This is a genomic window from Sphingobium sp. KKT206, from assembly GCF_055640555.1.
On the sequence record NZ_CM145765.1, the window covers coordinates 536778 to 548862 of the forward strand.

At 61.7% G+C, this 12085-nt stretch carries 10 protein-coding genes and 1 pseudogene; 6 read left to right on the forward strand and 5 right to left on the reverse strand.

Translation table 11 applies throughout. The features are described 5' to 3' along the window. The first annotated feature begins 87 nt into the window (after positions 1 to 87). Complete coding sequence (locus ACZ2HM_RS20495) at positions 88 to 1086, forward strand: DUF2493 domain-containing protein (RefSeq protein WP_470427164.1); 999 nt, start codon at positions 88 to 90, stop codon at positions 1084 to 1086. A gap of 78 nt (positions 1087 to 1164) precedes the next feature. Here the strand turns inward: ACZ2HM_RS20495 and ACZ2HM_RS20500 are convergent, their stop codons facing one another. Beyond that, entirely contained in the window at positions 1165 to 1536 is a 372-nt protein-coding gene (locus ACZ2HM_RS20500; protein ID WP_470427163.1) for a hypothetical protein, read from the reverse strand. 488 nt (positions 1537 to 2024) lie between these two features. On the opposite strand from ACZ2HM_RS20500, the gene ACZ2HM_RS20505 reads away from it, so the two are divergent. The 5 genes and pseudogenes from ACZ2HM_RS20505 (at position 2025) to istB (ending at position 8710) form a co-directional block, all read left to right on the forward strand. Then, the gene (locus ACZ2HM_RS20505) at positions 2025 to 2327 is read left to right on the forward strand and encodes a hypothetical protein (protein ID WP_470427162.1); all 303 of its coding nucleotides are present in this window, start codon (positions 2025 to 2027) and stop codon (positions 2325 to 2327) included. Continuing rightward, complete coding sequence (locus tag ACZ2HM_RS20510) at positions 2324 to 4357, forward strand: type IV secretion system DNA-binding domain-containing protein (RefSeq protein WP_470427161.1); 2034 nt, start codon at positions 2324 to 2326, stop codon at positions 4355 to 4357. The genes ACZ2HM_RS20505 and ACZ2HM_RS20510 overlap by 4 nt, the downstream gene beginning before the upstream one ends. Beyond that, positions 4354 to 6324: pseudogene (gene mobF, locus ACZ2HM_RS20515) on the forward strand (MobF family relaxase); the annotation flags it as partial. The gene ACZ2HM_RS20510 and the pseudogene mobF, both read left to right, overlap by 4 nt. A 128-nt stretch (positions 6325 to 6452) precedes the next feature. Beyond that, positions 6453 to 7946: an IS21 family transposase gene (gene istA / locus ACZ2HM_RS20520; protein ID WP_011950768.1), complete on the forward strand. Its 1494-nt coding sequence runs from the start codon at positions 6453 to 6455 to the stop codon at positions 7944 to 7946. After that, a complete protein-coding gene (gene istB, locus ACZ2HM_RS20525; protein WP_007686288.1) occupies positions 7943 to 8710 on the forward strand; it encodes an IS21-like element ISSsp5 family helper ATPase IstB in 768 nt (255 codons plus the stop codon). Before istA ends, istB begins: the two co-directional genes overlap by 4 nt. Before the next feature lie 3 nt (positions 8711 to 8713). Here the strand turns inward: istB and ACZ2HM_RS20530 are convergent, their stop codons facing one another. Genes ACZ2HM_RS20530 through ACZ2HM_RS20545 form a run of 4 tightly spaced genes read right to left on the reverse strand, consistent with a single transcriptional unit; the run spans position 8714 to position 12079 of the window. Then, a complete protein-coding gene (locus tag ACZ2HM_RS20530; RefSeq protein ID WP_470426899.1) occupies positions 8714 to 9238 on the reverse strand; it encodes a DedA family protein in 525 nt (174 codons plus the stop codon). 47 nt (positions 9239 to 9285) lie between these two features. Then, a complete protein-coding gene (locus ACZ2HM_RS20535; RefSeq protein WP_119749451.1) occupies positions 9286 to 10062 on the reverse strand; it encodes a COG4705 family protein in 777 nt (258 codons plus the stop codon). After that, positions 10062 to 11405, reverse strand: a complete 1344-nt coding sequence (locus ACZ2HM_RS20540; protein WP_119749407.1) for a sensor histidine kinase — start codon at positions 11403 to 11405, stop codon at positions 10062 to 10064. Before ACZ2HM_RS20540 ends, ACZ2HM_RS20535 begins: the two co-directional genes overlap by 1 nt. Beyond that, positions 11405 to 12079 (reverse strand): response regulator transcription factor, encoded by a 675-nt coding sequence (locus ACZ2HM_RS20545; protein WP_470426900.1) that lies wholly within the window; start codon positions 12077 to 12079, stop codon positions 11405 to 11407. The genes ACZ2HM_RS20540 and ACZ2HM_RS20545 overlap by 1 nt, the downstream gene beginning before the upstream one ends. Positions 12080 to 12085: the final 6 nt, after the last annotated feature.

Genomic DNA, 12085 nt, shown 5'->3' on the forward strand with positions numbered 1-12085 from the left:
GCGCGGTCGGGCTACGCCCGATCCTTGACCCCGCTGCTCGGAGCCCGTGCCGAAGAGAAAATCTCAAACTGTAAAGAGGAGGTTTTCATGACAAGGATTTTCCGTACCGTCCGTTCCTTCCCCGAAATTGCCGACCTGCTGGGGCTCGAAACCGGGCAGGTGTCCGACCGCTTCAGCCAGGCTTTTACCGAGACGATCGACGGGTTCCGCATGGGGCATGCCGAGGAGGAGAGCGATGCCGGGATGCCCGATCCCTGGCAGGTGCAGCAGGCGACCGAACTGATGATCTGCACTCTTTTTGACGTCCTGCGCGACACAAGGCTCGAAAGCATAGCCGGACGGATCGCCTGGGGGATCGTGCACAGCTTCCACAAGGTTGCAGGACAGCTCGATGGCGAGGCGGACAAGGCAGCGCTCAAGGTCCGGGATCTGGTCCGCGATGCCGACGGCAGCGAGGTGCTGATGGCGCAGTTGGAAGAAGCGCAAACCATCTGCCAGTCCCTCGACGAGGCGCGCGATGCGGTGGCCTGCATGCGCGACCATGCCGCAGGAAGTTATCATAATGAAACAGGGCGGCCCTGGTCTTCACCGCAGGGATCGCTGGTGTCGAGCAAGCGCACCGCCTCGGTGGTTGCCGCCCAGGACTTCCTGACCGCCCGCAGGGAGAAAAAAGCCGCAAGCCATTCCCCAAAGGGACCGATCGTCATATTCTCCGGTGGGCAAGTCTGGGAGGATCATGACCAGATCACCACGACCCTTGATGCGATACGCCAGCGCATTCCGACAATGGTGCTGGCGACGAGCGCGCAGGACAAGGGATGCGATGCGATCGCGGCATCCTGGGCGGCGCGCAGTGGCACACCGCTGATAGCCTTCACCCTCAACCGCAAGCTGGGACAAAGGGCCGGGTTCGCGCGCAATGAGCAACTCCTGGCGCTGCAGCCAGTCGAGGCGGTGGTGTGCGAAGGCTCAGGGCTTCAGTCCCATCTGGCACGATTGGTCCGCGCAAAAGGCGTGCCCGCGCACTTCTTCCGGCTTGCAGATCAGAAGAGCGGCGCAGCAGGGCAGCGTCACAGCGCGGCCTGACGGAAAGGGGTCAGGAGGACCGGTTCGGGTTTGCCGAACCGGTCCTCCTGTTTTTACTGTCGGGATATGTCGCCCCGCTCAGGGACCCGTAAGGGGTCCGTCGCGGAGCGATGCGGTGTCGCCTTTTGGGCGACCCCGGCCTCCTGCGCGCGGCTCCGCCGTGCTCGTCGCAGGGACGCCCTGCGGGCGCGGGCCGGGTTGTTGGTTATGTGCGATTGTGGCGGGCGGCAGGGTCTTGAGCGTAGCGACAGAGGCTGCGCCACCGGCGCGGATCGCGTGGGTGAGAATGTCGCGTAACTCGCGTTCAGTCAAAAACTCGATCGGCAGTTCGGAGACGATCGCGGCATATTTGCCGCGCAAAGCGCGGCGGGTCTGGTCGATCTCCTGCGCGACTTTCTTCTGTCGTGCTTCGAGGTCAGCGAGGCGTTCGCGTTCAGTCATTCTGGGCATGGCATCTTCCTGTCAGATGGCCTGCCCGCCACCTGTTTCTTATCGATGGAGTGCATCATGATCGCAATGGAAATGTTGCAGCTGGGGTGCGTTGGCCTGTGGCGGGATGTGCCGCGGGCAAGGACAGAAACCCCTGCGGGGAGCCCCGCGCCTTCCGGCACGAGGCAGCGCAGCGGCAAGTGCGCTGCGAGGTAAGGACGCACGGCACGAGGCCGTTTTGTAATGCACCGTACGCACGAGTGCTGCGAACGCGAACCGCCCTAATTTCCGCAGCTTATGTCTGTCACATCGGTCGGACAGTTTGTCACTGATCGTCATACCGGTATGACGCCCGATCAGTCGATCTACGCTAAGTCTTTGATCGCCCATGTCATCATTTGTCGGACATGGCAGACACCGAAAATTTCTCTATGGCATTGAGATCAAGCGACGAATCTGCCATAAGGTCAAGGCTTCACTACCCGTCGGCGCAGAAACAGGATCTGCGCATGGCCCGAATAACTATCCGTCTAGATGACGCCCTGTTCGACCGACTGGTCGATCAGGCCCATAGCAGCGGCAGCACCCCGTCTGCCTATCTCCGTGATATTCTGCACCGCTTTGAAGGGGACGATCCATCGGGATATCATGCCCGTCTGGATGAGCTGCACGCGACTGCCATTCAAACCCTTGCGATCCTCGCCAAGTCAATCGGCGCGCGCACACCCGACATATTGGCAGCAGGACTGGCCGATGCCCGACGCCTGCTCAAGGAAAGGGGGCTGCTCGATCCCGAGCAGGACCGGCCATGAGCATTTTCCGACATGACACATTGGGGTCCTGGACGCGTGGCGGCCAGGCGATCGTCCACAATGTCCGCATGACCACGCAGGTTTTTTACCAGACCTTTCTTGCCAGTGTCATCATCTGGATTGGCGGCATCATCTGGTATGCGCTGGAGAAGTCATCCGACTATGAACGCTTCGTTCTGATGAAGCTCGGCCAGGCAATGGTGATGGGGGATACTGTCCCTGGCAACGTCACGCCCATATTGTTCAAGACACCCGCCGGCCGTGAATATTGGACGACGCCCAGAGATATTTTAGAGTCGGGCATTGCCCATAAGACGCTTGTCGCTTTCGAAACCTATCTCCTGCACGGGGCGGCGCTTTCGGGTCTATTTGCCCTCGCTATGCTGTTCTGGGCCTGGTTCTATTTTACCCGCATGGGCAGGGGGCTCGGGTCGAACCAGTTCCTGCGCGGCGCGCGCTTTGGAACCGTGCGGCAGATACGCCGGGCGTTGCGCTGGCAGAAGCGCGGCAGCCTCGCCATCGGCGGCGTTCCCGTGCCTCACGCATTCGAGTCAGAGCATATCCTCATCTGCGGCGCGCCTGGCACAGGCAAGACCAACCTCATCATCAAGATGCTCGACGGGGTACGCAAGAAGAAGCGCCGGGCTATCGTATATGACACTGCGGGTACGTTTGTGGAGAAATTCTACCGGCCACGCACCGACATCCTCCTCAACCCGCTCGATGCCCGCGCTGATGCCTGGGCCCCCTGGGTCGATGTGCCGCGCGACTATCATTATGACCAGATTGCGGAATCGACCATCCCCGACAAGACCGGCGATCCCTTCTGGGCGAAAGCGGCGCGCGGCACGCTGGTCGCCGTCATGCGCAAGTTGGCGCGGCAGGAACGGACCCTGGTTTCGATCCTGCTGGACACCCTGCTTCGGTCCAAGCTCAAGGAACTGGCCGCTTTTGCCGCCGGAACCGATGCGTCGGCCTTTATTTCCATTGAAGGGGAACGAACCTCAGCGGGCATCCAGGCGGAACTCGCTTCGGTCATGCGCAGCTTCTCCTATCTGGATGATACAGATGATGGCCTGTCGATCCGCGATTGGGTCGCCAATGAAAAGGATGATAGCTGGCTATTCATTACCGTAAAGGCTGACCAGTTGCCCTCGCTTCGTCCGCTGATAACGGTCTGGCTGGACATCGCGATCAGCGCCATCATGAGCCTGGAGCCGGACCAGGATCGGCGTCTTTACTGTGTGATCGACGAACTGCCATCACTCCAGAAACTGCCCTCGCTCTCCGACTTTCTGGCCCGCGCCCGCAAATATGGCGGATGTGGTATATTGGGGTTTCAAAGCTATCCGCAGCTTGAGGCCACCTATGGTATTCAGGATGCAGCAGCCATCACCGGCTATTGCTCGACCTGGGTAGCGCTGCGCGCCAACGACACCCCGACCGCAAGGCATGTCAGCGAAAATCTGGGACAGGTTGAACAGGTCGAAGCCAATGAGGGCATGTCCTACGGCGTCAACGATATGCGCGATGGGGTAAACCTGTCGCGCATGCAAGTGACCCGGCCGCTGGTCATGCATACCGAGGTTACCAATCTTCCCAATCTCGTCGGTTATCTGCGTTTCGGTCGCAGTCTTCCGGTGGTGCGCTTTATCGACAGCTATAATAAGTTGCCCTCAATTGCTGTCGCGTTTGCAGAGCGGATCGCCCCGCCTGTCCGGCTGTCACCGCAGCTGGATGGGGAAGGGGCACCGACAAAAACTGCATCGAAACGCATGGCCAGGCCGACCCGTCGCAAGACTTCATCGTCATCCCACGAGACCGCCGAAATTCCGCCTGAACAAGAAGAAGCCGGTTTTGGCGGGGTAGATGCGCCCGCACCAAATGCCGTTATGCCGAGCAGGAATGATGGTGAAAGCCTAGCGCCACCTGTACCACCGCCGTTGGAGCTTTTTGGCAAGCCCGCGGGCTTCCGCCTTTCCCAGCATGCGCGTCACGATGGTGCTCGCAACAGGGCGACGCCAGCATGATCCATCCTCGTCGCTTGAAGGGCACGCCGACCAATCTCACCCGCTATTATATGGTGGGTGATTATTACACCAAAGGTGCCGACGAACATTCGCAATGGGGTGGTGCCATCGCTGCGGAGCTTGGACTAAACGGTAAGGTCGATCCCTCGACCTTCCAGGCTTTGCTCGATGGGAAGGTCGGTGAGCAGCAGTTGGGTCGCCGCCGTGGGGAAGGCAAGATCCAGCATCATCCAGGATGGGACTTTGCAGTGAATGCGCCCAAATCGGTGTCGATCATGGCGCTCGTTGCTGGTGACGAACGGGTCATTGCCGCGCATGAAAAAGCGGTGAGCGCGGCGCTATCCTATCTGGAGGAGCATGCGACGCTGCGTCACCGGGTCGATGGCAATATCCTTCACGAAACCACCGGGCGTCTGATCTTTGCCCGGTTTACCGAACATCCCTCGCGCGAACTGGACCCCCACCTCCATACCCATGTCGTGATCATGAACATGACCAATCGGGGGGACGGAACGCCCATGTCCAGCCTCGAAACCCGGGCGATGTTTTCAGAACAGATGGTTGCAGGGCAGATTTATCGCAACGATCTGGCCCATCGGCTCAAAGAACTTGGCTATGAAATCGACTATGATCCGCGCAAGGGACTGTTCGAGATTGGTGACATACCCAAAGAACTCATCAAACATATGTCCCAGCGCGCGGAGCAGATCGAGGCGCATGCGCGGGAAAATGGGCTGGCGGGCCAGGCGGCCCGACGCATGTCCTTCTACCAGACGCGCGGTCCCAAGGAAAAACTTGCCCTGGATGCGCTTCACCACCGTTGGTCAGCACGCCTGGGTGTCCACCAGGATGCTATCGAAGGCGTGAAGGTGGCAGCCGAGCAGAAAGGGGAGCGCCGTCTTGGTATCGAGCCCGCCACTGCTGCGCGCGCCATGCTCTTTGGCCTGCGCCAGGCGGAGGCGCGCGAGGCGGTCAATAATCTGGGCAAGCTGTTACGTATCGGCCTTGCCTCTCATGTCGGCGAGGTGCGGTTGGAAGATATCCGCCCCCTCGCGCAGGCGCATGAAGCCAGAGCCAGGCTGCTTGAAACCCGCCACCCAACTGGCGACGAAATTCATACGCGCGGGCGCACTTCGCGTCGAACCGCGCGACTTGAATTGGCGCTCTCGGATCAACTCGCGCTCGCGCTCAATGATGCAAAGCCAATCGCAACCGGCGAGAAACTTCAAAATCTGGCTGACGAAAATGGTCTCAACGCCGAGCAGGCTGCGGCGTTGGTGATGATCGGCACGACGGCTGACCGCGTGGTCGGTGTCCATGGCGTTGCGGGCGCGGGCAAATCGACGCTGGTCAGGGTATTGAACGCAGGTGCCGGGCCTGAAACGACCCTGATCGCGCTGGCGCCCACCTCCTCGGCCGCCGCCAATCTGGGTTACAGTGCGGGAATAGAATCGCGGACCGTGGCCAGCCTGATCGCGGGTGGTGGCCGCAATGTCGATAACCGCCATGTCCTGATCCTTGACGAGGCTGGGCAGCTTGGCAACCGCCAGGCGATGCGAGTGCTGGAGATCAGTCGCAAGACCGGCGCGCGCCTGATTCTGCTCGGCGATAATATGCAGACCGGTGCGATCGAGCAGGGTAAGGCTTTCTGGCTCATGCAGCGCTTGGGGCTGCCCAAGGCGGAACTGACCGCATCGGTTCGGCAAGAAACACGCCCTATGAAGGTCGCAGTGACGCAGGCCCGGCTTGAGAATTATGGGGCTTCGCTGGCATCGCTCGACAAGGTGGTAAGTGGCGATACCGCCGAAAATCTGGCGCAGGCGCTTGTAGGAGAGTGGACGCGCCTTGGTGCCAAGAGCCGCACCAGGACCAACATATTGGTGCTGGAAAATGCGACCCGTCTCATCCTCAACGACAAAATCCGGCAAGCTTTGAAGGCCGAAGGAGCGCTCGCCGGGCGAGATACCGGGTTTACTGAGAACGGCGGAGCAATATTCGACCACGGTAGCGGCGGGATAGTCCTGCTGCGGGCGGCGTAAAAGTCGTCCACCTTGAAGCCTTTCTGCCGAGTCAGGGAGGTGTGGGGATCTACAGCGTGGAACTTTATCTTCAGGTCCGTCTGGCTTGCGCGGATGGCATGAGCCAACGGGCGGCGGCGAAGCGTTTCAATGTGTCGCGCGAAACGGTACGCAAGATGCTGTCGTTTTCATCGCCGCCGGGTTACCGGCGCCAGTCCGTACCGCAGCGCCCGAAGCTGGACGGGTTTGTGGCGATCATTGATGGATGGCTTGAGGGTGACCGCAGTGTCCCGCGCAAGCAACGCCATACGGCGAAGCGGGTATTCGACCGTTTGCGCACCGAGCATGGTTTCACCGGCGGCTATACGATCATCAAGGATTACATCCGGGAGCGCGAACAGCGCAGCCGGGAGATGTTCGTGCCGCTGGCGCACCCTGCGGGAGATGCGCAGGCCGATTTCGGGGAAGCGCTGGTGGAGATCGGCGGGGTGGAGCAGAAGGCCTACTTCTTCGCGCTCGATCTGCCGCACAGTGATGCCTGCTATGTGCGGGCCTATCCGGCGGCGGTGGCGGAGGCCTGGGTGGACGGACACGTGCATGCCTTCGCGTTTTTCGGCGCGGTACCGCGCTCGATCGTCTATGACAACGATCGCTGCCTTGTGACGAAGATCCTGCCCGACGGCACGCGGCAGCGTGCCACGCTGTTCAGCGCTTTCCTGTCACATTACGTGATCCGCGACCGCTATGCTCGCCCGGGCAAGGGGAACGAGAAAGGCAATGTGGAGGGGCTGGTAGGCTATTGCCGGCGCAACTTCATGGTGCCGATCCCGAAGTTCCCGACCTGGGAGGCGTTCAACCTGTGGCTGGAGGAGCAATGCCGCAAGCGCCAGCAGGACAAGGTGCGCGGGCAGAGCGAGACGATCGGTGAGCGGCTGCAGCGCGATCTCGCGGCCATGCAGCCTCTGCCCGCTACACCCTTCGAGGCCTGCGATCAGAAAGGCGGGCGGGTCTCCTCGCAATCCCTGGTGCGCTACAGGACCAACGATTATTCGGTTCCGGTGGCCTGGGGCCATCAGGAGGTCTGGATCAGGGCCTATGTCGATGAGGTGGTGATCGGCTGCCGCAGCGAAGTCATCGCCCGTCATCCTCGTTGCTATGCCCGCGAGGAGGTTGTCTTCGACCCGCTCCATTATCTCCCGCTGATCGAGCAGAAGATCAACGCATTCGACCAGGCTGCGCCTTTGCAGGGCTGGGACCTGCCCGAAGCGTTCACGACACTGCAGCGGTTGATGGAAGGGCGCATGCACAAACATGGCAGGCGCGAATATGTGCAGGTACTGCGCCTGCTGGAAACGTTCACCCTCGCCGATCTCCAGGCGGCGGTCGAACAGGCCATCGATCTTGGCGCCATCGGCTTCGATGCCGTCAAGCACCTCGTCCTGTGCCGGATCGAACGCGTACCGCCCAGGCTGGACCTGGACGTCTATCCCTTCCTGCCACGCACCACGGTCGAGAAGACCTTTGCCAGAGCCTATCTGAGCCTGCTCTCCGACCGGCAGGAGGCCGCATGAGCGATCAGGCCCCGGAGATCCTTCTCGCTCACCATCTCAAAGCGCTCAAGCTGCCTACGTGCCTGCGTGAGCATCACAAGCTCGCGCGGCAATGTGCCGCTGAAGGCGTCGATCATATCCGCTTCCTCGCCCGCCTCGTCGAGATGGAAATGATCGACAGGGAGCGTCGCATGGTCGAGCGGCGCATCAAGGCCGCGCGCTTCCCCGCCGTCAAAAGCCTCGACAGCTTCGACTTCGCCGCCATCCCCAGGCTCAACAAGATGCAGGTGCTCGAGATGGCGCGCTGCGAGTGGATCGAGCGGCGTGAGAACGCCATCGCTCTGGGGCCATCAGGCACCGGAAAGACGCACGTAGCGTTGGGGCTCGGACTGGCAGCATGCCAGAAAGGACTGTCGGTGGGCTTCACCACCGCGGCAGCGCTGGTCAGCGAAATGATGGAGGCCCGCGACGAGCGCCGTCTTCTGCGCTTCCAGAAGCAGATGGCCGGATACAAGCTGCTCATCATCGACGAACTGGGCTTTGTGCCGCTCTCCAAGACCGGCGCCGAACTGTTGTTCGAGCTGATCTCCCAGCGTTACGAACGCGGCTCCACCTTCATCACCAGCAACCTGCCCTTCGACGAATGGACCGAAACCTTCGGATCTGAGCGTCTCACAGGCGCGCTCCTCGATCGCCTGACCCATCACGTCAGCATCCTCGAGATGAACGGCGAAAGCTATCGCCTCGCGCACAGCCGGGCCCGCAAGGCCAAAACCAGACCCTGAAAATTACACCAATGCCGGGGGGAGTGGCCCTCGGGCTACGCCCTCACGCCACTCCCCCCGGCATGTAACACGATGGCCTGGTTTTACGCCGCCGAATGGCCGACTTTTGCTCCGCCGTTGACACATACCGAACACGCCTGCTGGTACCGAGATCAGCGTTCGCAGCGCGGGGACGAGCCGGCCGAGCAACACGGCTTTACCGGAATGTCGATCGAACCAGCGGTCTACGCGGTCGATGTCCCGTGGTGCAAGCGTCAGCCAGCGCCCATGCCGTCCGGCCCAGCGCCGTAGCCGATCGGCATCGATCCATTTGCCAACATAGTACCAGAAAAGTGCGCCCGCGACCGAGCCGCCCGTGCCGGCCACGATCACCCCGAACAGACTCAATCGCCCTTGCCCCGCGCCAAAACCGGCAGCGGGCATAATGATTTCGGAGGGGATTGGCGGAAACACATTTTCAAGAAACATCAGCGCGGCAATGCCGAGGTAGTCGGCTTCGTTAAGGAACTCGATTAGGCGATCGAACACAGGCTGTCTTTCAATGGTCGGGTGTCGTGGCGAGATACCGGTTCAGTTTACCCGGCCCTGTTCTCACCAGGATGTTGGCCTGCGCGTTGTGGGAGGACCAAAATGAGGACCAGGATGGCCGCCGCGAGCACTGCGGAAGCGAGCGGGCGGCTGAAATCCAGTCCACCCTTTGCGATTGGCTTATCGAGGAAGTCACCCACGGCCGCGCCGAGCGGCCGGGTCATGATGAACGCTGCCCAGAACAGGAATACCCGGCTTGCCTTTGTCAAGAAGTAGAGACCGGCGAGTATTGCCAGCATCGCGCTGAAGATCGCCGCTGCACCAAGATAGCCGAGGCCCCCGGTGTCCGCTGTCCAATCCCCTAGCGCCGTGCCGAGCGTCTGCGAGAAGGTGATGGTGAGCCAGTAGAACAGTTCCGCCTTGGGTTCCCGCACGGTATCGACCGAGATTGACCCAAGGGTGCGATACCAGGCAAACAAGGACGCCAGCACGCATCCTAGCAGCAGCGCCGAACCCCCGGTATAGCCGATGCCCAACGACCGCGTGGCGAAGTCCGCCATCGTCGTTCCCGCGGTGGTCGATGCGATGATCGTCGACCAATAGAGAAAGGGGTGGAAGCGCGTCGCCGCCATCTGCCACCAAACCAGCGCGATCAACGCCGTCAGGAAAATCGCGGTGCCGACAAGATAGCCCAGGTTCATCGACATGCTGACGGTATCGCCGGCTGTTTCGCCGAGCGTCGTCGCCAGAATCTTGATGATCCAGAAGCCCAACGTGATCGCTGGCACCTTGCTCAGAAGTTCGCGCCTGTCGCCGATTGTCATCATGTTTTCCCAACTGGTAGTTCAACGACAACCCCAAATCCGGGCGGCGCGAGCAGCGAAACCGCGCCCCTGTGCGCGGTCGCGACCGCAGCGACGAGTGCAAGCCCCAGACCATGACCTTCCGACGATCGGCTACGTTCCGCGCGCGCGAACCGCTGAAACAGCCGGGACGTATCTTCGGGTGCTACTCCGTGTCCATCATCGGCGACCGTCAAGCGAGCAACGGCGTCATCACGCTCCAGCTCGACGCGAACCGTCGTCCCAGGGGGGGTGTGGCGAAGCGCGTTGTCGAGGAGATTGGTGATAAGCTGTTGCAGCAGCCGTCGATCGCCCATCGTCCATATCGCGGGGGCTATCGCTGTGACGAGCAGGTGGCCACTTGCCTCAATATCGGGGCGGTAGGTTTCGACTAGTTCATCGACCAGTTGGTCCAGCGGTACGTCCTGAAAATGGGCGCGGGGTGACAATGCTTCCACCTCCGCGATGCGCAGCAATGCCCCGAAGATATCGAGCAGCTCGCGTGATTGTGCGGCAGCGGCCTCGATCGCCTGGCGTTTCTCGTCCACGTCCCGTGCCGATAGCGCTTCATCGAGCCGGTTATGCAGGCGGGTCAGCGGTGTGCGCAGGTCGTGGGCTACGTCGCTCGACACCTGGCGCAGGTTGTCCATCAGTCCGCCGATCCGGTCGAGCATCCGGTTGAGCGTCGCCGACACGCGATCGAACTCGTCACCCGCGCCGGTGAGCGGCATACGTCGCGCCAGATCGCCATCGATGATCGCGAGCGCGGTGCGGTCGATGCGCGACAGGCGCACGCGCGTTACCGCACCGACCAGCCAAGCCGCGCCGATGCCGAGCAGGAGCATTACCCCGAACGCCCCCGCGAACAGCTTCAGCAGCGTCGCATCCATCTCGTCGATGACGCCGCGATCGGCGGCGACCACCAACCGGCTGTCGTCGGGCAAGCGTGTGGTCAGGGCTTGTGCGATCCTGTGTTGGCCATCGCGCCGGTAATGCAGGAACTCCAGATAGCCCGGTGCGGTCGGTGCGGTCGCGTCGAGCAACCCTGCCACGCGGCGACCCGCAGGGTCGACCAATAGGTAATCCAAGCTGGCGGTACTTCGCGCCGCCTCGCGCCGGCGGATTGCAGCCGCAACGCCTGTAGGACCATCATCGCCTTCGTCGATCAACGCGCGGGTTTCGATCGCGACCCGGTGATCGAGCTGGATTTCCAAGGCTTCGTGCGTCACTTCATAGGCGACGACCCCGATGATGAGCGTCCCCACCGCGAAAAGGCACGCGACAAGGGCGACAAGCCCGAAGGTGGATCGCCACGGGCGGGTCATCACGCGCCGCGGATCATATAGCCAGCGCCGCGTACGGTTTCGATCGCATCATCGTCGAACCCGGCGTTGAGCTTGGAGCGCAGGCGGCTCAAGTGCGTCTCGACGATGTTAGTCTTGGGATCGAAATCGAAATCCCAGACCCGCTCCAGCAGCATCGTGCGCGTCATCACCCGGCGAGGATTGCGCATCAGCTCGGCGAGCAACGCGAACTCGCGCGGTTGCAGCACGATCCGGCGACCGTCTCGCGTGACGGTGCGCCGGTGAAGATCGAGCTCGATCGATCCGATAACGAGCACGCTCGCTTCGGTCTGGGCAGCGGGACGCCGACCGAGTGCATGCACGCGCGCGGCCAGCTCGGAAAAGGCGAACGGCTTGACCAGATAATCGTCGGCCCCGCCTTCCAGTCCTTCGACGCGATCGGCAATGCCGCCCACGGCGGTGAGCATGAGCGCCGGCGTCATGTTGCCCGCCGCGCGCAGCGCCTTGATAAGCGACAGGCCATCCAGACCGGGAAGCATCCGATCGACGATCAGCGCGTCGAACTGGTCGCCAGTCGCCTGAAACAGCCCGTCGCGACCATCGGTGCTGGTGACGACATGATGTCCCAATTCCGCAAGCCCGCGGGCCACGAAGCGGTTCGTCTCGTTATCATCTTCTACGATCAGGATTCGCATGGCTGC

Excerpts from the sequence above, each read along its gene's own strand:
- ACZ2HM_RS20535 (WP_119749451.1), bottom strand. The coding sequence starts at position 10,062 with ATGACAATCGGCGACAGGCGCGAACTTCTGAGCAAGGTGCCAGCGATC.
- ACZ2HM_RS20505 (WP_470427162.1), top strand. The coding sequence starts at position 2,025 with ATGGCCCGAATAACTATCCGTCTAGATGACGCCCTGTTCGACCGACTG.
- istB (WP_007686288.1), top strand. The coding sequence starts at position 7,943 with ATGAGCGATCAGGCCCCGGAGATCCTTCTCGCTCACCATCTCAAAGCG.
- ACZ2HM_RS20510 (WP_470427161.1), top strand. The coding sequence starts at position 2,324 with ATGAGCATTTTCCGACATGACACATTGGGGTCCTGGACGCGTGGCGGC.
- ACZ2HM_RS20500 (WP_470427163.1), bottom strand. The coding sequence starts at position 1,536 with ATGCCCAGAATGACTGAACGCGAACGCCTCGCTGACCTCGAAGCACGA.
- ACZ2HM_RS20495 (WP_470427164.1), top strand. The coding sequence starts at position 88 with ATGACAAGGATTTTCCGTACCGTCCGTTCCTTCCCCGAAATTGCCGAC.
- ACZ2HM_RS20545 (WP_470426900.1), bottom strand. The coding sequence starts at position 12,079 with ATGCGAATCCTGATCGTAGAAGATGATAACGAGACGAACCGCTTCGTG.
- ACZ2HM_RS20540 (WP_119749407.1), bottom strand. The coding sequence starts at position 11,405 with ATGACCCGCCCGTGGCGATCCACCTTCGGGCTTGTCGCCCTTGTCGCG.